At 67.1% G+C, this 21,683-nt stretch carries 17 protein-coding genes and 3 tRNA genes; 12 read left to right on the forward strand and 8 right to left on the reverse strand.

From position 1 onward, the window contains the following. Positions 1-8 precede the first annotated feature (8 nt). Positions 9-986, reverse strand: a complete 978-nt coding sequence (hutG, locus tag FBY36_RS11510; RefSeq protein WP_142119510.1) for a formimidoylglutamase — start codon at positions 984-986, stop codon at positions 9-11. Positions 987-1,174: 188 nt separating this feature from the next. Here hutG and FBY36_RS11515 point away from each other — a divergent pair, with 188 nt between their 5' ends. Continuing rightward, positions 1,175-2,479 carry a cation:proton antiporter gene (locus FBY36_RS11515; protein ID WP_142119512.1) on the forward strand — a complete coding sequence of 435 codons (1,305 nt, stop codon included), beginning with the start codon at positions 1,175-1,177 and terminating at the stop codon, positions 2,477-2,479. Between the two features lie 55 nt (positions 2,480-2,534). Here the strand turns inward: FBY36_RS11515 and FBY36_RS11520 are convergent, their stop codons facing one another. Continuing rightward, entirely contained in the window at positions 2,535-3,974 is a 1,440-nt protein-coding gene (locus FBY36_RS11520) for an NCS2 family permease (RefSeq protein ID WP_142119514.1), read from the reverse strand. 108 nt (positions 3,975-4,082) lie between these two features. Here FBY36_RS11520 and FBY36_RS11525 point away from each other — a divergent pair, with 108 nt between their 5' ends. After that, a complete protein-coding gene (locus FBY36_RS11525) occupies positions 4,083-4,748 on the forward strand; it encodes a copper resistance CopC family protein (RefSeq protein WP_142119516.1) in 666 nt (221 codons plus the stop codon). A 52-nt stretch (positions 4,749-4,800) separates the two neighbouring features. Here the strand turns inward: FBY36_RS11525 and FBY36_RS11530 are convergent, their stop codons facing one another. Then, the gene (locus tag FBY36_RS11530) at positions 4,801-5,439 is read right to left on the reverse strand and encodes an NAD(P)-binding protein (protein WP_142122604.1); all 639 of its coding nucleotides are present in this window, start codon (positions 5,437-5,439) and stop codon (positions 4,801-4,803) included. 427 nt (positions 5,440-5,866) lie between these two features. Here FBY36_RS11530 and FBY36_RS11535 point away from each other — a divergent pair, with 427 nt between their 5' ends. From FBY36_RS11535 to FBY36_RS11555, 5 genes are all read left to right on the forward strand, one after another. Then, positions 5,867-6,907: a universal stress protein gene (locus FBY36_RS11535; protein WP_142119518.1), complete on the forward strand. Its 1,041-nt coding sequence runs from the start codon at positions 5,867-5,869 to the stop codon at positions 6,905-6,907. A 64-nt stretch (positions 6,908-6,971) separates the two neighbouring features. Next, positions 6,972-9,860, forward strand: a complete 2,889-nt coding sequence (locus FBY36_RS11540) for a PEP/pyruvate-binding domain-containing protein (protein WP_142119520.1) — start codon at positions 6,972-6,974, stop codon at positions 9,858-9,860. Between the two features lie 9 nt (positions 9,861-9,869). Continuing rightward, on the forward strand, positions 9,870-11,051 hold the full coding sequence (locus FBY36_RS11545) for a LolA family protein (protein ID WP_235008804.1): 1,182 nt from the start codon (positions 9,870-9,872) through the stop codon (positions 11,049-11,051). Then, positions 11,052-12,086, forward strand: a complete 1,035-nt coding sequence (locus FBY36_RS11550; RefSeq protein ID WP_442858240.1) for an ABC transporter ATP-binding protein — start codon at positions 11,052-11,054, stop codon at positions 12,084-12,086. Then, entirely contained in the window at positions 12,076-12,960 is an 885-nt protein-coding gene (locus FBY36_RS11555) for an ABC transporter permease (protein ID WP_142119522.1), read from the forward strand. The genes FBY36_RS11550 and FBY36_RS11555 overlap by 11 nt, the downstream gene beginning before the upstream one ends. A gap of 66 nt (positions 12,961-13,026) precedes the next feature. Here the strand turns inward: FBY36_RS11555 and FBY36_RS11560 are convergent, their stop codons facing one another. The 4 genes from FBY36_RS11560 to FBY36_RS11575 all read right to left on the reverse strand — a co-directional run bounded on the left by FBY36_RS11560 (position 13,027) and on the right by FBY36_RS11575 (position 17,052). Continuing rightward, positions 13,027-14,532 carry a C40 family peptidase gene (locus FBY36_RS11560; protein ID WP_200830481.1) on the reverse strand — a complete coding sequence of 502 codons (1,506 nt, stop codon included), beginning with the start codon at positions 14,530-14,532 and terminating at the stop codon, positions 13,027-13,029. 181 nt (positions 14,533-14,713) lie between these two features. After that, positions 14,714-15,631, reverse strand: a complete 918-nt coding sequence (locus FBY36_RS11565; RefSeq protein WP_142119524.1) for a cation diffusion facilitator family transporter — start codon at positions 15,629-15,631, stop codon at positions 14,714-14,716. Positions 15,632-15,641: 10 nt separating this feature from the next. Next, positions 15,642-16,070 carry a metallopeptidase family protein gene (locus FBY36_RS11570; protein WP_142119526.1) on the reverse strand — a complete coding sequence of 143 codons (429 nt, stop codon included), beginning with the start codon at positions 16,068-16,070 and terminating at the stop codon, positions 15,642-15,644. 10 nt (positions 16,071-16,080) lie between these two features. Further along, entirely contained in the window at positions 16,081-17,052 is a 972-nt protein-coding gene (locus tag FBY36_RS11575) for a DMT family transporter (RefSeq protein WP_235008805.1), read from the reverse strand. Between the two features lie 78 nt (positions 17,053-17,130). Here FBY36_RS11575 and FBY36_RS11580 point away from each other — a divergent pair, with 78 nt between their 5' ends. Continuing rightward, a complete protein-coding gene (locus tag FBY36_RS11580) occupies positions 17,131-17,814 on the forward strand; it encodes a DsbA family protein (RefSeq protein ID WP_142119528.1) in 684 nt (227 codons plus the stop codon). Between the two features lie 45 nt (positions 17,815-17,859). Here FBY36_RS11580 and FBY36_RS11585 read toward each other — a convergent pair whose 3' ends face one another. Then, positions 17,860-18,876, reverse strand: coding sequence for a PHP domain-containing protein (locus tag FBY36_RS11585; protein ID WP_142119530.1), 1,017 nt, complete (start codon positions 18,874-18,876; stop codon positions 17,860-17,862). 162 nt (positions 18,877-19,038) lie between these two features. On the opposite strand from FBY36_RS11585, the gene FBY36_RS11590 reads away from it, so the two are divergent. The 4 genes from FBY36_RS11590 to FBY36_RS11605 all read left to right on the forward strand — a co-directional run bounded on the left by FBY36_RS11590 (position 19,039) and on the right by FBY36_RS11605 (position 21,603). After that, positions 19,039-19,111, forward strand: a tRNA-Glu gene (locus FBY36_RS11590). Positions 19,112-19,202: 91 nt separating this feature from the next. Beyond that, positions 19,203-19,276: transfer RNA gene (locus tag FBY36_RS11595), tRNA-Asp, on the forward strand. 48 nt (positions 19,277-19,324) lie between these two features. Beyond that, a tRNA-Phe gene (locus FBY36_RS11600) sits at positions 19,325-19,400 on the forward strand. A gap of 610 nt (positions 19,401-20,010) precedes the next feature. Beyond that, a complete protein-coding gene (locus FBY36_RS11605; protein WP_142119532.1) occupies positions 20,011-21,603 on the forward strand; it encodes a glycoside hydrolase family 68 protein in 1,593 nt (530 codons plus the stop codon). Positions 21,604-21,683: the final 80 nt, after the last annotated feature.

Raw genomic sequence — 21,683 nt, forward strand, 5'->3', positions numbered from 1 at the left:
CGGCTATTTCAGCGCAGGAGGGTGTTGATCAGCCGTGCAGCGGTTTTGGCGGTCCGGCCATCCACGTCGTACGCAGGGTTCAGCTCCGCCACGTCCAGGTGCAGGAGCTTCCCGCTCAGCGCCACCTGCCGGCAGGCCGCCGAGATGACGGGCAGCGGCACGCCGTAGGCTGCGGGCGCGCTCACTCCTGGCGCCACCGCGGCGGGCAGCACGTCCAGGTCGATGGTCAGGTACAGCACGTCGATGTCCGCCAGGAACGCGGCCACGAAGTCCCGGACCCGGTCCGCGCCGCAGTCCTCGTCCAGCAGGTACCGGACCCCCAGCTTGTCCGCGGTGTCGAACAGGACCCGGGTGTTGTTCGGCTCCGAGATTCCGACGACGGCGTACCGGAATCCGCGCCCGGCGTCCGCTTCAGCACGGGCCATCTGCAGGAACGGGGTCCCCGAACTGGGCACAGGCTCGTCGCGGAGATCGAAGTGGGCGTCCAGGTTCAGGACGCCAAGGCGCTGCCCGTCCCGGATGGCCGCTGATCCGCTGACGCCAAGGTAACTCGCGTAGGCGGTTTCATGGCCGCCGCCCAGGACAACGGTCTGGTGGCCGGCGTCGAGCAGGCCTGCCACCGCCCGGCCAAGCCGTTCCTGCCCGGATTCCAGGTCCTCACCGGATACCGTGACATCGCCGACGTCAGCCACCGGACGGTCCAGGTGGAAAGCCAGCGGGCCCAGCGCCTTCCGCAGGGCTGCGGGGGCGGCCGACGCGCCGGTGCGGCCCTTGTTCCGGCGTACCCCCTCGTCGCTGGCGAAGCCCAGCAGGGCCACGGGCCTGCCGCCTGCCGCCCCCTCAACGTCAGCGCCCGCGGTTCCCGGCGTGGTGTTACCCGACTGGTTCACGGCCTGCCACCATCGGCGGTGGCCGGGGCCGTCGCCGTCGAACCTCCCTGTCCAGGGCTGGGGCGGGACATCGACGGCGGGGAGCTGGAGGGACATGCCTCAAGCTCACCGCATACGGGACACGAAAACCAGCAACGCCGCCGTCGTCCTGTCCGGGATCCAAGAACCCGTGCGCCGGGGAGATGTCTGGTGCAGGGGATATGGTGAGAGCAGTCCGCCCATCGAAGCGTGGCGTGTCCGCTTCAGGATCCGCGCAACCATTCCAGGCTGGAGAGCCTTTCCCCATGTTTGAAGCCCCAGACATCCTTTTTGCCGCAGCCGGCCTGGCCGTCTTCATCGCCGCGGTCCTGCCCAAGCTGCTGCGCGATATGCCCTTGTCCATGCCGATGGTCTTCCTGGGCGCCGGCATGGGAGCGTTCGCGCTGATTCCCTCGCTGCCGGACCTTGACCCGGTGGAACACGGCGACTTTGTCATGCACCTCGCGGAAATCTGCGTGATCATCTCGCTGATGGGAGCAGGGTTGGCCCTCGACCGCCCGGTGGGACGCAAGCGGTGGTCCACCACATGGCGGCTCCTGGGGATCGCCATGCCGCTGTGCATCCTGGCCCTGACCCTGCTGGGCATGTGGTTCCTGGGCCTGGGCCTCGGCGCGGCACTGCTGGTAGGCGCGAGTCTTGCCCCCACGGACCCCGTCCTGGCATCCGAAGTCCAGGTGGGAGAACCGGCGGACCAGGACGAGCACACTGACAAGGAAGATGAAGTCCGGTTCGGCCTCACCTCCGAGGCCGGGCTCAATGACGGCCTGGCGTTCCCGTTCGTATACCTCGCCATTGCCATCAGCATCGCCGGCGCAAACCCCGCTGAGTGGTTCGGCGAATGGTTCGGGATGGATGTGCTGTGGCGGCTGGCCGTCGGGCTGCTGGCGGGCTTCCTCACCGGCAAGCTGCTCGCCAGGGTGTTCTTCTCCGCGCGGGCGGAAAGCCTGAGGTTGTCCAACCATTCGGAAGGTTTCGTGGCCCTGGCGGCGACGTTCCTGGCCTACGGCCTGACGGAGATGGTGGAGGGCTACGGGTTCATTGCGGTGTTCGTCTGTGCCGTGACCATCCGGACCGCTGAACGCACCCACGGCTACCACCGGGTGCTGCACTCCTACGTGGAGCAGCTGGAGCGGCTCCTGACCGTGGTGATCCTGGTCCTGCTCGGCGGCGCCATCGCCCGTGGGCTGCTCGCCGGGATCGGGCTGGTGGAGGTGCTGGTGGCGCTGGCGTTCCTGCTGCTGGTCAGGCCGCTGGCCGGGTGGCTGGGCCTGCTGGGCGGCAAGACCGGTCCGCGGGAACGCGTGGCACTCTCATTTTTCGGCATCCGCGGAATCGGGTCGTTGTACTACCTGGCCTACGCGTTGGGGGAAGGCCGTTTCGCGGACCAGGCACACTGGCTCTGGTCCTTCATTGGACTGGTGGTGGCCCTGTCCATCGTGATCCACGGCGCCACCACCTCGCCGCTCATGAACCGGCTGGACCGGCTGCGCCAACGGAAGGCCCTGGCGGTGTCCGGCGACGAGGGTCTCGCACCGAACACCCCGGTATAAACAACAGGGCCGGCGCGGCATCTGCCGCACCAGCCCTGTGTCCATACCGGGGGAGTTACATGCCCAGTGCGGCCTCGATGGGGCCGATGGCGAAGAACAACGCGAACGCCGCTGCCACGGCCCACATCAGCGGGTGGATGTCCTTGACCCTGCCCTGGACAGTGCGGATCAGTACGTAGGCGATGAACCCTGCGCCCAGGCCGTTGGCGATGGAGTAGGTGAACGGCATCAGGGTGAACGTCAGGAACGCCGGGATGGCGATGCCCCAGTCCTGCCAGTCGATCTTGCCCACCTGGGACACCATCATGAAGCCCACCACCACCAGGGCCGGGGCCACGGCCTCGAAGGGCACCAGGTTGATCAGCGGGGTGAAGAACATGGCTACCAGGAACAGCAGCCCGGTAACGATCGAGGCGACGCCGGTGCGGGCGCCTTCGCCAATGCCGGCGCCGGCTTCCACGTAGATCTGGTTGGAGGAAACGGACGCGCCGCCGCCGATGATGGCGCCCAGTGCGTCCACCTGGAGCACGCGGTCGACGTCGGGAATGTTGCCGTGCTCGTCCACCGTGCCGGCCTCGTTGGCCAGGCCCACCATGGTGCCCATGGCGTCGAAGAAGATGCTGAGCAGGATGACGAAGGCCAGCAGCGTCGCGGCCACGAAGCCGAGGTGCTCGAAGGCGCCGAACGGGTTGGCCTTGCCGATCAGCGAGAGGTCAGGAGCAGCCCAGCCGGAGAACGCCGGCGCCACGAGGGACCAGCCCTGGGGGTTGAAGGTCTTGCCGTCGAAGCTGGGCCCGATGTGCAGGGTCATCTCAAGGATCACGGACAGCACGGTGGCGGTGATGATGCCGATCAGGATGGCGCCCTTGACCTTGCGCACCACCAGGGCGATGGTCAGGATCAGGCCGAAAACGAAAACGGCCGTCGGCCAGCCCAGCAGCTTGCCTTCAAAACCCAGTCCGACGGGCACCGTGGTGCCTGCAACGTCAGGGATGCGTCGCACGAATCCGGCGTTGACCAGCCCGATCAGGGCGATGAACAGGCCGATGCCCACCACGATTGCGGTCTTGAGGCCGTCCGGCACGGCCTTGAAGACGGCGGTGCGGAAACCGGTGAGGACCAGGATCAGCATGGTGAGGCCGGAGAGGACCACAAGGCCCATCATGTCCGGCCAGGTGAGTCCCGGATTTGTGGCCACGGTGACGGCCACGAAGGCATTCACGCCCAGGCCGGTGGCCAGGGCGAACGGGTGCCGGCCCCAGGCGCCCATGAGAATGGTCAGGATGCCCGCCACGAACGCGGTGACGGCGGCCACCGCGGTGAAGCCCAGCGTGGTGCCGTTCGAGTCCGGACCGGACAGGATCAGTGGGTTCAGCACCACGATGTAGCTCATGGCGAAGAATGTGGCGAACCCGCCCCGGATCTCGCGGGAAAGGTTGGAACCGCGCTCGGTCACCCTGAAATACCGGTCCAGGGCAGAGCCTTGCTTAAGCATTAGTCCTCCGGGGAAGTGTGTGGGAATACCTGCATCCTAAGGGTGCGGCAGGGAGTGGGCCTGCAAATGCGCCTAGTCTGTAAGGAAGCCAACACCAGGAGCCCCAATATGCGCCACGTCCGCCGCCGGTTGCCGGGCCTTGTGCCCGGTTTCCTTGTCCTCGCCCTTGTCCTCGCCGCCGCACTGTTGGGTTTGGCTGGGCCGGCCTCGGCCCATGATGCTGCCGAGTCCACCAGTCCCGCCCAGGGCGCCGCGCTGGCGGCACCGCCCGCCGAGGTCTCCGTGACCTTCAGCAGCAAGCCGCTGGGTATCGGCTCGTCCTTCTCGGTCAAGGATGCCGGCGGCACCGAATGGGCGGACGGGGCGGTGCGGATTGTGGACAACGTGGCCACGCAAAAGCTGCGGCCGGGCGGGCCCGCAGGGAAGTACACCGTGGCATGGCGTGTGGTCGGCTCGGACTCACACCCCATCGAGGGCACGTTCACCTTCACTGCGGCGTCCGGCGCCGCCGCGCCGGCAACGTCCGGAACGTCCCCGGTGGGAAGCCCGACGGCGGCGGGTGCGGTTCCAGGTATGGGGACGGCACAGCCCGGGATAACGGAGGAACCATCCGGGCCCGCCAATGCGGGCGAGCCCTTCCAGTGGAGCATTGTGCTTTTTGCAGTCGTCGTCGTGGGGCTGTTGGTGGCCCTGGGTGTCCTGGCCCGGCGCCGGCTCGGCGTTGACGGGGACGCGGGGGATGACGGGGATACCGCTGAGGACGGGCGGGGGTAGCCCGGACCGGCCGGTCCGGGCGGGTCCGGCCGGGCGGGCACCGGGAAGGCGGTCAGCAGGTCAGCACCGCAAAGCTTCCCGTTGCCGGGAAGGCGCCGCCGGATGAATGGGCGCTGTCCGGATTGACCTTGGCGGAGATGGCCTGGCCCACCGTCTTGGCCTGGCGCAGGACCTCTTTGGGTGACGGCGTGATCAGCTCGCCCACACCCACCAGGTAGATGCCGATGGCGCGCATGGCCGCTGCCACGTTGCGGCCAACGGCAATCCCGAAGTCACTGAGCATGCGCCGCAGCTGGCTGTGCGCGCACCTGGTCAGGACAATGTGGTCGGCCACCAGGATGCCCGTGGGAGTGTGCACCTGCCACTGCGGAGCGGTGCCGTGCGCGGGGTCTTCCAGCATGGTCAGCTGGACCGCCCGGGTTGTGTTCCGGACGTCCACGCTGTGGCTTGCCGCGTAATTTCGGAGGTGGCGCAGGATCTCGTTGCGCTCCCGGAGAGTGTCGCTGTCCGCCGCATCGCAGCGCTGCAGTGACGAGGTGTTTGCGGGTTGGCCGGCGCCCAGGATGTCCAGTCCGTCCACCACGATGGAGTCCACGCCGTGGCGGCGCAGCTCTGCGGCCACGGCCAGCCCGGACAGGCCGGTGCCAATGATCACAGTGGTGGTCTGTTCGGTCCCGGCATCCGCGGGCATGCTTGACACCACAGTTTCCCTCCTTTGAAGCTTTCGGCAGGTGCCGGCATCCTCGCCGGCCCGCGTCCCGTTACCCCCAAGTACGGCCGCAGCGCGTGGCCGGGACAGTTTGCACAGAAAGTTGCAGTTGGCGTCCCGGACCAACAATGTCCTGAAGACTACAGAACAAATGCGGCCGTGGATAGCCCACTGAAGAAAACATTCCCGATGACGTGAAGGCGCTTTCCGAGCCGGGCGGGAGGGGCTGTGGATAACCCCTCCTTACCGCTCCTGAACAGGCTTGCTAAGCCTTGGAGGACGGAGAATAGTGGGAAACAGGAACGGCCCTTTTCCTGCCCGTGCCGTTGGGCGTCGGGGTGCGCGGGGAGCGGTCCGTTGTCTGGCAGAATAGCCGCAACATCAGGCGTATCGCGAGGAGGCGGCCCCCATGGGCTCACGAGAGTTGCACCCGGACCCGGCCCGGGACGGTGGTGGTGCTTCTGCCGCTCCGCACGGCATCGTGGTGGGCGTCGACGGTTCGGACCATGGCCAGTGCGCCTTGGTATGGGCCGCACGGGAAGCCCAGCGCCGGCGTCGTCCGCTCCACATCGTCACCGCCTATTCCGTGCCGATCTTCGCCGCCTCTGGACTGGACGGTGGCTATGCCACGGTGGACGATTCCGTCATCCGTGAGGGTGCCGAAGCCATCGCCAAGCAGGCTGTGGAGAAAGTCTCCGCCTACGACATCGACGTCAGTTCCGCCGTGGAGAACGGCGACGCCGCAGGAGTACTGCTCGAAATCTCCGAAACCGCCGAACTCCTGGTGGTGGGCACCCGCGGCCGCGGCGGCTTCGTGGGCCGCCTGCTGGGATCGGTCAGCAGCGCTCTGCCTGCCCATGCAAAATGCCCTACGGTAACGGTGCCGCTGTTTTGTTCGGACCGGCTCGGCGAAAGCACGGAGGACCGCCGCGTAAAGGCAGAGCAGGCCAAGTCCGGCCACAGGCCGGTGGAGAACGTGGTGGTGGTGGGCGTCGACGGCTCCGAGCAGGCACGCGTTGCGGTCCTTGAGGCAGCCGACCAGGCCGAACGGCTCGGTGCCTCGCTCCGCGTGATCTGCGCCGTCCCCCAGTACAGCGGCTCCCTGGCATGGGTTCCCGCACCCATGGACCGGAAAGCGTTGTTTGACGACATCCGGGTCACCCTGGAAGCGGGCATGGCGTGGCTCCGCAGCCACTACTCCCACCTGCAGGCCGGCTACGAACTCAGGGACGGTTCGCCGGTGGACGTGCTCGTGGAGGAGAGCCGGCACGTGGAGCTGGTAGTGGTGGGTACCCGCGGCCGTGGCGGCTTCACCGGAATGCTCCTGGGCTCAACATCCGACGGCGTGCTCCACCACGCCAAGGGTCCGGTCATGGTGGTCCCGGACCGTGAGGACCCCCGCCTGGCGGACCGTGCGCGGTTTGGTCCCATCCTGGGCGACGCCGCCTAGCCGGCACCGGCCAGGCAGCAAGGCATCACCGGGATACCGGCCCCTCGGATAAGGCATCTGGGACATGGAGCAGCCAGGGTTGCGGACAGCCGCCACCGGCACGGATGCCGGGCTGGTCCTGGATCTGCGCCGGCTCAATGCCGGAATGCTGGCTCTCGCGGGCGCCAAGGCGGCCAACCTCGGAGAGCTGTTGTCCGCCGGATTGCCGGTCCCGGAGGGTTTCTGCCTCACCACTGACGCATACCGGCAGGCAGTCGGGGTCGCCGGTTCCCTGCCACCCGCGCTGGCCGCGGTTTACGCGGCCTTGTCGGACCCGGCGCCGGCCGCTCGACGGGACGCAGCGCAGACGGGCGCTGCCGAACCGCCCGACATAGCCGGGCTGGCTGGAGCGGCACGTGCCGCTATCCGGGCAATTCCTCTTCCACCGGCAGTTTCGCGGGCAGTGGAAGAGGCCTACGCAGCCCTCGGCCCGGATGTACCGGTGGCGGTCAGGTCATCGGCCACGGCAGAAGACCTGCCATTCGCCAGCTTCGCCGGGCAGCAGGACACCTACCTCAACGTCATCGGAGTGCCCGCCCTGCTTGAAGCCGTCCGTGATTGCTGGGCGTCGCTGTGGACGGACCGGGCAACCGCCTACCGGGCAAGCCTTGGCATCGATCCGGCAGGCGTGGCGCTCGCGGTGGTGGTCCAGCGGATGGTGGACGCTGACGCCGCCGGCGTCATGTTCACGGCGAACCCCCTGACCGGCCGCAGGCGGCAGGTTGTCATCGACGCCAGTCCCGGGCTGGGTGAGGCCGTTGTCTCAGGTGCCGTCAATCCGGACCACTTCGTGGTGGACGCACTGAGCGGCAAGGTCCTGGAGCGGAAGCTGGGCGATAAGGGCGTGCAGGTGCGGCCCCTGCCCAGCGGTGGGACGCAGACCCGAAATGTTTCCGCGGCCGGCAGCACTGCCTGCCTGACGGACCGGCAAATCGCAGGGCTGGCACGCCTCGGCCTGCAGGCCGAGGACCATTTCGGGGCCCCGCAGGACACGGAGTGGGCCATCGACCGTTCCGGGTGCCTGTGGCTCACGCAGTCCAGGCCGATCACCACGTTGTACCCAGTCCCGAAGAGCAACGGCGCCGCCGGCAGGACCCCGGAGGGCCGGTCCGCCACCCGGGGGACCAGGGCCTATCTCTGCTTCAGCCTGGCCCAGGGGCTTACCCGGCCGCTTACGCCCATGGGCCTTGCAGCGCTTCGCCTCATCGCCTCCTCCACCGCCACAGCTGCCGGCTTCCCCGTTCCTGATCCCCGGGGCGGGCCATCCCCCTACGCGGAAGCCGGGCAGCGGATCTACATCGACTTCACCACTCCCATCCGCAGCACCGTGGGCCGCCGCCTCGTTCCCCGGGTTTTCGACATCATGGAGGCCCGGACCGCAACGGTCATGCGGCAACTGTTCGAAGACCCCGCCTTTTCGGTGACCAGGAAGACGCCCTTCGGGCTGCTGCGGCACGTTGCCCCGGCAGCCGCCCGCGCCAAGGTTCCCGCCGCATTCCTTCGGGCGCTCTTCCGGCCAGCGGCAGCCCTCCGGCGGCTGGACCGCTTCACGCAGGACTTCGAGGCCTCGCTGCGTTCCGGTGACGTTCAGGGAGCGGTGGCACGCCTTGACCACGCCGAGTTCCTCCTGGGGCAGCGCCTGTTTCCGATCGTTCCGGCCATTCTTCCCCTCCCTGCCGTGGGTTTTGCGATGCTGGGCATTGCGGGAAAGCTCCTGGGCGGAAATGCCTGGGAAGAACTGCAGCCCGTGATCCGTGGCCTGCCCAACAACGTCACCACTGAAATGGACCTGGAACTGTGGCATCTTGCCAAGGAAATCCGGGAAGACCGTGAATCACGCACCGCGCTGATAATGGGTGACCCCAGTGTCCTGGCCGCCGCGTTCCAGGGCGGGCAACTGCCGGCACGCCTCGAAGCGGGCCTGGCCCGGTTCCTGGACAGGTACGGCCACCGGGCAGTGGGCGAAATAGACGTCGGCCTGCCGCGGTGGTCGGAGGAACCGGCGCACATCCTGGGGATCCTTGCCAACTACCTTCGGCTGGAGGACCCGGTCCTGGCACCCGATGCCCAGTTCAGCAAGGCCATCGAAGATGCGGAAGCGCAGGTGGACAGGCTCGTTGCCCGCGCCGCCGCCCGTGGCTGGATCAGGGGAAGGCTGGTGCGTGCCGCACTGCAACGGGCACGGCTGTTCGCCGGCCTGCGCGAGCTGCCAAAATACGAGCTGGTTGCGGGCCTTGCGGAAGTCCGCCGGCAGCTGCTGGTAGTGGGCAGTGAGCTGGCGCAGGCGGGCGCCATCGAACGGCAGGACGACGTGTTCTTCCTGGACTTCATTGAAGCCAGGCAGGCATTATCCGGGACCGCAATGTCCGGGCCCTCCACGGCCAGCGGAGCGCCCAGCCGGGACCTCCGGGCGCTCGTGGCCGGCCGCCGCCAGGATTATGCCCAGGAGCTCAGGCGCCGGCACATTCCCCGGGTGCTGCTCTCGGATGGGACCGAACCCGAAGCGGTGCGGTCCGGCGTCGGGATGTCAGCTGAAGGCACGCTCACCGGCAGCCCTGCCTCGGCGGGAACCGTGACTGCTGCGGCACGCGTCATCCTGGATCCCGTCGGAGCCCGCCTTGAGCCGGGCGAAATCCTGGTTGCCCCGTCAACAGACCCCGGCTGGACTCCGCTGTTCCTGACTGCGGGAGGCCTGGTGATGGAGATGGGCGGAGCCAATTCACACGGCGCCGTGGTTGCCAGGGAATACGGCATCCCTGCGGTAGTCGGGGTTGCAGACGCCACCGGCTTGATCAGCACCGGCCAAAAAATAACGGTCGACGGCGGTGCGGGCACCGTGGTGCCGGAGCAACCAGGGCCCGCGGTGCAGGACGGGGACGCTGCGGATGGCCCCTATCCACCTGCACCGGCGTAGTCTTTACCTATGGGCTCCAACACGCTGGATTCCAGCGGACGATCGCAGGAAGAACGGTCATGGCGGAACGGCACGGACGGCCGCCGGGTGTGGCTGCGGTGGTTGCCCGCCGTCGCGGCCCCGCTGGTGATCGCTGCCGGCGCCCTGGCTGGCTCCCTTCCGGCCGGTGCCAGCAACCCGCTCCCGGCCAAGACGCCCGCGCAGGTCCTGGAACTGGCGGCAAGCCACCAGGTGCACTCGTTCTCCGGGACGGTGGAACAGTCCGCTGAGCTGGGACTTCCAGAGCTGCCGGCAACCGGCAAGCCATCCGCTCCTGCCGCTGCCGGGAGCGCCGCCTCCGTCATTGAGCTGCTGTCAGGCAAGCACACTGCGCGCGTCTACCTTGACGGCAAGGACAATGCCCGCGTGCAGGTGATGGACCAATTGGCTGAACGGGACGTAGTCCGCCACGGCAGCGACGTCTGGTTGTATTCGTCCAAAGACAACACGGCCGCCCATTTGACCCTGCCGGAGCATGCCAAGGACCCGTCGCGTTCCGACGCGCACCAGATGGCGGGCGGAATGCCCACGCCGGCAGAACTGGCGCAAAAATTCCTTGCCAAGGTTGACCCCACCACGGCCGTTTCGGTGGGACCGGACGTTTCCGTTGCCGGACGCGCCGCCTACAACCTGCTGATTGAACCGCGTACTGACGCCACCCTGGTAGGCAAGGTGGCCATCGCCGTCGATGGTCAAAACGGGATGCCGCTATCCGTCCAGGTGACCGCACGCGGGGCGGACACTCCCGCGTTCCGCTCAGGTTTCACCAGCCTCTCGCTGGACGCCCCGGATCAGTCCGTGTTCAACTTTGCCCCGCCCCCGGGCAGCACGGTCAAGGAACTTCCCGTTCTGGACAAGTCCCGTGACGCCCCGGATATGCACAGTCCGGGCGGCATGCATCCAGACGCCAGGAAGGACGTTTCCGTGACCGGTACCGGCTGGGAGACCGTGCTGGGCACAGCCCGTGGGTCCGCTGCGGCAGCGGAATCGTTGCTGCAGGACCCGCTGCTGTCCCAGGCCGCCGTCGCCGTCCCCGGCGGCCGGCTGCTCTCCACCGCCCTGCTCAACGTCCTGGTCACGAACGACGGACGGATCTTCGCCGGAATGGTGCCGCCGGAGAGGCTGCAGGCCGCAGCAGCAGCGGCCCAATAAGTGTTGGACGGACGGGGGAGCGTTGCCGGGACGGGGGCCGGCCCGGTGAACGCCGGCCTGGCTATCGAGACCCGCGGGCTCAGCAAGCACTTTGGCAGGCAGGCCGCCGTCGACCGTGTGGACCTTGCCGTCCCGCATGGTACTGTCTTCGGCTTCCTGGGGCCCAATGGCTCCGGCAAGACCACCACCATCCGCATGCTGCTCGGCCTGGCTGCCGCGTCCGAGGGAACGGTGAACCTGCTCGGACAGGAGATGCCCGGCAAGCTCCATGACGTGCTTCCGCGCGTGGGCGCGCTGGTGGAAGGCCCCGCGTTCTACCCCTTTCTGTCCGGCGCCGCCAACCTGCACCGGCTCGACGCCGCAAGCCCGCACACCATCCCCGGCACACGCAGGAGGCGGGTGCAGCAGGCGCTGGAGCGGGTGGGCCTGGAGCACGCGGCCGGGAAGCGGGTGCACGCATACTCCCTTGGAATGAAGCAGCGGCTGGGCATTGCCAATGCGTTGCTCTCGCCACGGGACCTGCTGGTCCTGGATGAGCCCACCAACGGGCTGGATCCGCAAGGCACCCGGGAAGTCCGCAACCTGGTGCGATCGCTGGCGCATGAAGGCACCACTGTCTTTGTGTCCAGCCACCTGCTGGCCGAAGTGGACCAGATGTGCACCCACGCTGCCGTCATGAGCGCCGGAAAGCTCGTGGCGCAGGGGCCCCTTGCCGAGCTGCGGCAGGCCGGGAGCACCCGGCTCCGGCTGGTGACGCCAGACGCCGGCGCAGCCCGCCAGGTTCTGGCGCGGCTGGGGATCGTACCGGAACCTGCCCAGGCTGAACCCGGGCAGGGTGAACCGGCGCAGCCGGGGGGCGGGACAGTCCTGGCGGCGCTGCCAATTGGCGCCCAGTCCCCGGCAGTGCTTCCCGAGGACGTCGTGGCGCACCTGGTCAAGGCCGGCGTCCGCGTCCGGGGATTCGCCGTCGAGCGTGAAAGCCTTGAGGACCGCTTTGTTGCCCTGACGGGGGAAGGATTCGACGTTGCCCAGTAGTGTGCCCGCGAATATTCCGAAGGCTGCCGGAACTGCCCTTCCGGCCGCGACGCCACGCAGCTCGGGATTGTCCCTCCTGGCGTCCGAACTCAAGGTCCTGTTCGGCCGGCGGCGGACGTGGGCGCTGCTCCTGGCGCTCGCCGCCATCCCGGTCCTGATTGCCGTTGCAGTGAAGGTATCGTCCGCGGTCCCGCCCGGAAGGGGCCCAGCCTTCCTTGACCGGATCACCCAGAACGGCCTGTTCGTGGCCTTTACCGCCATGCTGGTCTCCGTGCCGCTGTTCATGCCGCTCACCATAGGTGTGGTTGCGGGGGACACGATCGCCGGGGAGGCAAGCCTGGGCACCCTGCGGTACCTGCTGGTGGCGCCGGCCGGACGGGTCCGGCTCCTCCTGGTCAAGTACGCGGGCGCGCTGGCCTTCTGCATCGCCGCTCCGTTGACCGTTGGCCTCGCGGGCGCCGCCATTGGCGCGGCCCTTTTCCCGGTGGGTCCCGTGACGCTGCTCTCCGGCGGGGTGGTCCAGCCGTCCGAAGCCGCCCTGCGCACAGTGCTGATCGCTGCCTACCTGGCGGTGTCACTCGCCGGGCTTTCGGCCATCGGGCTGTTCCTGTCCACCCTCACGGTGGTGCCGGTGGGAGCGATGGCCGCTACGGTGGTGGTTTCGGTGGTGTCCCAGGTCGCGGACCAGCTGCCGCAGCTGGAGTGGCTGCATCCGTGGCTCTTCAGCCACTACTGGCTTGGTTTTGGCGACATGCTGCGCCAGCCCCTGGTGTGGGATTCCTTCGCCAGCAACGCCCTCCTGCAAACCGGCTATGTGGCGGTGTTCGGGGCGCTCGCCTACGGCCGGTTCGTCACCAAGGACATCTTGAGCTGACGACGGCGGCGCGAACCGTTAGGCCTTTCAGGCAGGACCTGCAATGGGTAAGGTCAGCCGTGCCGCTCAGTAGCGGGCCGCATAGGGGTAGAGGTCCATTCCCACCATGGAGCTGATGGTGGAAACGGTAATGCCCTCCTGCGGGTTGAGTGCCTGCACTACCTGGCCGTTCCCCAGGTAGATGGCCACGTGGTAGAAATTCGGCGCCGAACCCCACACGAGCAGGTCGCCGCGGCGCGCCTGCGAAAGGGGGACGTGGACCGGGGCGGCGGCATATTGCTGTGAAGCCGTGCGGGGGAGGTACTTGCCGGCTGCCGCGAACGCGTTCTGCACCAGCCCGGAGCAGTCAAAGCCGTAAGGGCCGGTACCGCCCCATTGGTAGAAGTACGGGGCCCCCACCTTTCCCAACGCGACGGAGATGGCTGCCTCGTAGGTGCCTGATCCGGTGGATGGCGCGGGTGCGGGCGCGGGTGCGGGTGCCGGGGCCGGCGCGGGTGCAGGCGCGGGGGCAGGTGCAACCGGCGCTGGAGGAGCCGGTGCTGCGGGTGCAGGAGCAACGGGCGCCGGAGCAGCCGGTGCGGGTGCAGGGGCAGCTGGTGCCGGCGCGGGGGCAACGGGCGCGGGAACAACGGGTGCAGGAGCGGCCGGTGCCGTGTCCTGTCCACGGCTGTTCTGGCCCGCTGCCTGGTTCTGCACGGTCTGGTTCTGTGCAGACTGGTTCCGGCTTGCCTGGTCTTGCGCCGCCTTGTCCTGTGCGGCCTTGTCGGCGGCGGCGGACAGGGCGGCCAGGCGTGCCTCCTCGCGCTGCCTCTCCAGTGCATCAACGCGCGCCGATTCCAGCGCCACGGTGGTGTTGCGGAGCTGTGCCAGTTGGTCCACCAGGATGGTCCGCTGCGCTTTCGCGTCTGCCACGGCCTTGGCCTGCGCGGCGTTGGCCTGTTCCGCCTGGGACTTGCGTTGTTCCGCCGTCTTTGCGGCGTCGTCGGCCGCTTTGGTGGCGTCGTCGGCAGCTGCGGTCAGGGAACGGTAAGCGGTGGCCGCGGTGTCGGCGGCTTCAAAGGCGCGGCTGCGGCTGGCTGAAAGGGCCTCGAGCGTGGCTGCCTGCTGGAGGCTTTCCCCGCCGCTGGCAAGGGTCCCGAGGGTGGGGTTCAGGCCGCCGTTGCGGTACAGGTCCCCGGCAAGCTGCCCCACCTGCTTCCGCGCCTTGTCCTGCTGTTCACGGGCGGACGAGGCCCTGGCAGAGGCAACGGATGCCGCTTCCGTCCTTTGCTGCAGCTCAACCAGCGCCTCGCTGTACGAATTATTGGCCTGCATGGCCACGGCGAACGCTGCCTGCTGGGCGGTGGATGCGTCGGCAAGGATGCGCTCAATCGCAGTGACCTGGTCCGCCGTCGCGGCCTCGCTGGCCTTTGCTGCAGCGATGTCCTCCGGCGAAGGGATGTCCGGCGAGGCGGAGACGGCCAGCGGGGCAGATGGCGCCGGTACAGCGGCTGCCGGCGTTGCCACGGATGCAAAAAGGACGACGGCGGCGCACAGCACGGCCGTCCTGCGGCCGGATCCGGATAATGCCATCTGCAGAGACCTCGCAACGGTAAGGCCGGGAGTGAGTTTCTGGATGCGGCATGACGATGCCCCTCAGCTGCTCCCCAGCAGTCCGAGGTTACGTGACCATCTGCACATTAGCAACAGCAGTCACATCAATAACATAAACCACAACAGTGTCATTAGGAGGAGGCCCGAGGGTGTGTCATGGTCAGGCGTGCTGGTGTGCCTCATGCTCGGAGTGGCTGGCAGGTTCAAGCTGGAAGGTGCAGTGGTCGGTATCGAAATGGGAGCCCAGGCAGGTGATGAGCTTGTCCAGCAGCTGGTCGGCACCCCGTGCGTTAAGCACTCCGTCCTCCACCACAACGTGGGCCGAGAACACGGGGACGCCGGAGGTGATGGTCCAGATATGGATGTCATGCACGTCCGTGACGCCGGGAACTGACAGGATGTGTTCGCGGATCATCTGAACCTCCACGCCTTTGGGGCTGGCTTCCAGCAGCACATCAACTACATCGCGCAGCAGGCTCCAGGCCCGCGGCAGGATCATCAGGGCGATCAGGACGGAGGCAATGGTGTCCGCTGCCTGGAACCCAGTCAGCATGATCACTGCCGCCGCGATGATGACGGCCACCGAACCGAGGAGGTCGCCCAGTACCTCCAGGTAGGCACCGCGCACATTCAGGCTCTCATCCTGTGCCGTGCGCAGGATGACGAGCGACACCAAGTTGGCCACGGCGCCCAGGATGGCGGCAAAAAGCATGATGTCCGTCTGCACTTCCGGCGGTGCACCGAACCGGCGGACCGCTTCGGTGAAGATGACCACGGAGATCACGATCAGGATCAGTGCATTGGCCAGGGCCGCGAGGACCTCCGCGCGCTGGTAGCCGTACGTCCGCTGGGCGCTTGCCGGGCGGCCCGCAATCCAGGAGGCGAGGAGGGCGATGGTGACACCTGCCGCGTCCGACAGCATATGTCCTGCGTCTGCGAGCAGCGAGAGTGATCCGGACAGTACAGCCCCGATGATCTGGATGACCACCACGCCAAGCGTGATCCCCAAGACGGCCACGAGGCGTTTCCGGTGCCGCCCGGTGGCGGTTCCGTGGCTGTGGCTGTGGTCATGTCCCATGCCTACAAGGCTAGCCCCAGCCCAGCTCGTGCAGCCGGTCATCCGAGATGCCGAAGTGGTGGGCGATCTCGTGCACCACGGTGACGGCCACCTCATGGACCACGTCGTCCCTGGATTCGCAGACCCCAAGGATCGGTTCGCGGAAGATTGTTATCCGGTCCGGCAGGGAACCGGCCTCCCACCAGGAATCACGTTCCGTCAGCGGGACTCCTTCGTACAGTCCCAGCAGCACCGTGTCCGGGTCTTCGCCCGGGCCCGGCACGTAGTCGTCGTCGATGAACACGGCCACATTGTCCATGGCCCGTGCCAGTCGGTCCGGAATGCTGTTGAGGGCATCCTGGACGGCGGCCTCGAACTCGTCAGGCGACATGGTGAACCCGGATGGCTCACCCGGACCGGAGGGCAGAATCGGAAGCCCCGGCGGAAGGCTGGCTGGCATACACCCGACTCTAGCGCCGAAGCGGCCGTTGCCGTCCGCGGACCCGGGTCCGGCGCCGGGTGAGCCCCACTCCCGCCAGGCACACCAGGCCGCCAACCAGTCCCCAGACGGTGGGGATCTCGCCAAGCAGGAGCCATGAGATGAAAACCGTGGTGCCGGGGACCAGGTACGTGGTGGCGGCCAGCTTCCCTGCGTCCACCAGGGACAACGCATATGCCCAGGTGGTGAAGGCGATGGCGGTGGGGAAAACACCCAGGTACACCAGCCCCAGCGTGGCCTGTGCGGGGGCTGCCTGCACTTCGGACGCCAGTTGGCCGGCGAAGGGCAGGCAGCACAAGGCTCCCACCACGATGCCAAACCAGGTTGCCTGCGCGGCCGGGAACTTCCGGACCACCGGCTTCTGGATGATGACGCTGACTGCGGCGAGCACCGCGGCAAGGAGGCAAAGCGCCACGCCGGCCAGGTCCGCCGTCGAACTTTCCCCGGAACGTGGCTGCCCGGAGCCGAGGGCGATCAGCGCGACACCCGCGAATGCCACGGTGCTGCCGATGAGCAGCCAGCGTGGGAAGCCTTCCTTGAGGAAGATGCCGGCCATGATTGCCACCAGGATGGGGTTGACATTGATCAGCAGGGCACTGGTACCGGCATCGAGGATGTGCTCGGCGGCGTTCAGGGCCACGTTGTAGCCTCCGAACCACATCACGCCATAGGCGAGGATGGGCAGCCATTCCCGTCCCCGCGGCAATACCCGGCTCTTGAGCAGTTGCGGCACCACCAGGAAGGCCAGCACGACGGCGGCAATCGCCAGCCTGCCCAGTGTCAGGGAGCCGGGGGAGAAATGGGGGCCAATGGCCCGGATTCCAACGAACGCCGACGCCCACAGAACCACCGTGACCACCATGGCGGCCGCGCCAAGGGCCGTCACGGGCTTCAGCGGTGCAGGGGCGGTGGTCAGCGGTTCATGGGGGCTGGTCGGCGGCATGAGACAAATGTACGGCGGCAATGAGTCGCGGGCTGGCGGAAATCGGCCACGCCGGTGTCCTCGGCTAGGATGCCCACTATGTCCTCCCCCCAGGCTCCTGCCCGTAATACCCCGCGCCTTGTCAGGAAAACCATCTGGATCCTGCTGGCCGTCATCGTGGTGTGCGGCGTCGCCTGGTACGCACTCTTCACCGCCACCAAACCCCGGCAGGCCGCAGCCCCGGCCGCCGGGATGGAACAGTTGGTCCGGGCGGACAGCCACATGCTCACCACGCCACGTGAGGAAAAGGCGCAGTTGGTGGAGTTCCTGGATTTTGAGTGCCCGTCCTGCGGCGCCATCCATCCCTTCGTGGAGGAGCTCAAAGCCGAGTTCGGTGACAGGATTACTTTCGTCAACAGGTACTTTCCGTTGTCTGCCCACCCCAATTCAGGCCAGGCGGCGCTGGCAGCGGAAGCTGCCGCTCAACAAGGCCAGTACCAGCAGATGGCAGGGAAACTGTTCGACAACCAGGCCCAGTGGGCCGGAAACCAGCAATCCCAGGCGCCCCTGTTCCGGACCTATGCCGGGCAACTGGGCCTCAACCTCGAAAAGTTCGATGCCGCCGTCGCCGATCGGAAAACCGAAGAACGCATCCTGGCCGATATCGCCGACGGCAATGCCCTGGGCGTCAGTGGCACGCCCACCTTCTTCCTCAACGGCGAGAAACTGGCACTGAGCACCAAGGCGGACTTCCGGCAGAAGCTGGCCGACGCCGTCAAGTAGCCTGCGCTCCCCGGAGGATCCCGGGGACCGCCCACGCCGCCGGCCCTAGCCCTTGCCCGCCCAGGCAAGCAGTTCTTCCACCGGCCAGGTGGTGATGATCCGTTCGGCCGGCACGCCGTTGCGGGCCGCCCGTTCGGCGCCGTACTGCAGGAAATCCAGCTGCCCGGGTGCGTGGGCGTCGCTGTCGATCGAGAACAGGCAGCCGGCCTCCAGTGCCAGCTGGATCAGGGCATCGGGTGGGTCCTGGCGTTCGGGCCGCGAGTTGATTTCCACCGCCACGTGATGCTCGGCGCAGGCTGCGAACACCTCCTTCGCATCGAATTCGGACGGCGGCCGGGTTCCGCGTGAGCCCTCCACCAGCCGGCCGGTGCAGTGGCCCAGGACGTTGGTGTGCGGGTCCTGGATGCCGCCGAGCATCCGGGCGGTCATGGTCTTCCTGTCGGCGCGCAGTTTTGAATGGACGCTGGCCACCACGATGTCCAGGCGGTCCAGCAGTTCCGGTTCCTGGTCCAGTTGGCCGGACTCCAGGATGTCCACTTCGATTCCCGTCAGGAGCCTGGTGCCCCCGCCGTTGCCGTTGACCGCTGCCACCACGTCCAGCTGGTCCTTCAGGCGCTCGGCCGACAGCCCGTTGGCGATGGTGAGGTTGGGGGAGTGGTCCGTCAGGGCCAGGTACTCCCGGCCCAGCACCTCCGCCGCAGCCACCATCAGCTCAATGGGGGAGCCGCCGTCGGACCATTCGCTGTGGCTGTGCAGGTCCCCCCTCAGCGCCTCGCGGATCTCCGTGCCCCCGGAGGCCAGCGGCGTGGCACCCTTCTCCCGGAGGTCCGCCAGGTAATCGGGGACCTGGCCGTCCACCGCCTGCCTGATCACCGCGTAGGTGCGGTCGCCGATGCCCTTCATGGACTTCAGCCGCCCGGTCCGGGCCCTGTTGGCCACTTCATCAGGGCCAAGCGGGCTGATGGCGGCCGCTGCTTTGCGGAAGGCCTGGACCTTGAAGGTGGCGGCGCGTCCGCGCTCCAGCCAGAAAGCAATCTCGTTGAGCGCTGCGACGGCATCCATCCGTCCATCTTGGCCTGTACGGCGGCCAAACGGCGGTTTTTCGCCGATTTTGGATAATTCCTAATGAGGCCCTATAGTTTTAGAGTCCAGTTCGGAGAAACGCAAAGGACAAAGACGGAAAGCCTTGCTTGACGCCTTTTATTTTGTTCCGAACGGGTTCTGGCCCCCATCGTCTAGCGGCCTAGGACACCGCCCTTTCACGGCGGCGGCACGGGTTCGAATCCCGTTGGGGGTACGCAAGGAACTGGTCAAGCAGGCTGAAAAAGTCTGGTAGGCTGGAAGCCTTGAAAAAAGCGGTAGAGATACTGCAAAAGCAAGAAACGCAAGGCCCTGTAGCGCAGTTGGTTAGCGCGCCGCCCTGTCACGGCGGAGGTCGCGGGTTCAAGTCCCGTCAGGGTCGCTCTGATTGTTGGAAGAAATTCCGGCTGTCATGGTGACTAGTCACCTAGGCTCTGTAGCTCAGTTGGTAGAGCGTTCGACTGAAAATCGAAAGGTCACCGGATCGACGCCGGTCGGAGCCACCACTGGGAAGCATCAGCTCTTCGGAACTGGTGCTTTTCTTCATTTAACCCCTCTTCATCGACTGCTCCGTAGGTGTCGTTTTCGGGGTCCTAAACGACACCTACGGAGCAACCGATGGGCGTCTTCCGGGTCAGCCGGCCATTCGCCGCCGTCGAGGCATGCGCCGGCACTGCCCAGGGAATGAGGACCTGAAGCGCGAGGGCTTACAACGGGCCCCGTTCGTGCTGCGCGGCGCGGTAGCTGTGACCGCGGCGACAACGGCGCTCCCACTCAAGATTTCTCTGGGGGGCCCATGAAACATTTGATATTTGCCAAACCGATGTGGCACGTGCGCGCGTTGGGTTGCGTAAGCGCTTGCACTCTACTCGGCAGTAGCCGGATTCGGCCGGTGAAACAGGGTTTGAACTGCCTGCGGCGCCCCGTCTAGCGTGGAACGCGGCGGAGGGGAAGCATGCTTTCCATCTGCCACCAGGGCCGCACCCAGGCCCTGATACCCCAACACAACGGCGTCCCTGATGACGCCTGCGGTGTTGCCGGGTCCGCGGTTGTTTCGGGGTATGGGCATACGCCCGTCTTCCACGAACAGTTACAACTCCGCGAGAAGAGCAAGAAATGCACAAGCACCCCCAACACCGGCTGCTGCGGTGGCGCCCCGCCGCCGCGGCGCTGGCGGCAGCCGTTGCGGCCTCGGCCTTCCTGGCCGTCCCCTCGGCCCAGGCCAACGAGCCCTCCGACCCGCCCGCCGTCCAGCAGATGCCGGCCCCCACCCCAGGCTTCCCCCTGCCGACGCAGCACACCCAGCAGGCCCTCGACCCGGCGTCGAACTTCACCTCCAAGTGGACCCGCGCGGACGCCAAGCAGATCATGGCGCAGAGCGACGAGTCGGTCTCCCCGGGCACGAACTCCATGAGCCAGGACGTCACCATGCCGGAAATCCCGGAGGATTTCCCCACCATGAACGACGACGTCTGGGTCTGGGACACCTGGTCCCTGACGGACGAGAACGCCAACCAGATCAGCTACAAGGGCTGGGACGTCATCTTCTCCCTGGTCGCTGACCGCCATGCCGGCTACGGCTTCGACCAGCGCCACTGGAACGCCAGGATCGGCTACTTCTTCCGGAAGACCAATGCGGACCCGGCTAAGGACAAGTGGAACTACGGCGGCCACCTGTTCCTGGACAACACCTCGATCGGCAACACCGAGTGGTCCGGGTCGACCCGCCTCATGCAGGGCAACCACGTAAACGTCTTCTACACGGCCACCACCTTCTACGACGTGGCTGAGCGGAACGCGGGCGGCGGCGGGATTGCTCCCGACGCAGCCATCGCCAAGGCCCTGGGCAACATCCACGCGGACCAGAACGGCGTCACGTTCGACGGCTTCCAGCACACCAAACTGCTGGAGCCGGACGGAAAGATGTACCAGACCAAGGCGCAGAACCCCGGCTTCGCTTTCCGCGACCCCTACACCTTCGCCGACCCGGCCCATCCGGGCAAGACCTTCATGGTGTTCGAAGGCAACACCGGCGGCAACCGCGGCGACTACCAGTGCAAGGGCGAGGACCTCGGCTACCAGCCGGGCGACCCCCACGCCGAAAACGTCAACGACGTCCAGAACAGCGGCGCGTACTACCAGACCGCAAACGTGGGCCTGGCCGTGGCGGACAACAAGGACCTCACCAAGTGGTCCTTCCTGCCGCCCATCCTCTCCGCCAACTGCGTGAACGACCAGACGGAGCGCCCGCAGATCTTCATCCAAAATGAGGGCGGCAAGAACAAGTACTACCTGTTCACCATCAGCCACCAGTTCACCTATGCAGCCGGCATGCGCGGTCCCGACGGCATCTACGGCTTCGTGGGCGATGGTGTCCGCTCCGACTACCAGCCCATGAACAACAGCGGCCTGGCGCTGGGGTCCCCAACGGACCTCAACCTTCCCGCCAATGCCCCGGAGAGCCCGTCCGCCAAGCAGAACGGCCGGCAGTTCCAGGCATATTCTCACTACGTCCAGCCCGGCGGCCTGGTGCAGTCCTTCATCGACAACGTCAACGGCGTCCGCGGCGGTTCCTTGTCACCGACGGTGAAGATCAACTTCCGGGACGTCGTATCCCAGGTGGACAGGAGCTTTGGCCGGAATGGCCTCGGCCCGTTCGGCTACCTGCCCACCAACGTCAGGGTTGGCGGTGAGGGCCTCTACAAGTAGGCCCGCACCGCACCCGCCGCTCCACGCGGCACTGATTCAGGCGGGGAGTCCTTTAGGGCTCCCCGCCTGTTCCTTCTAAC

This window comes from Arthrobacter sp. SLBN-122, from assembly GCF_006715165.1.
Taxonomy (GTDB): Bacteria; Actinomycetota; Actinomycetes; order Actinomycetales; family Micrococcaceae; genus Arthrobacter.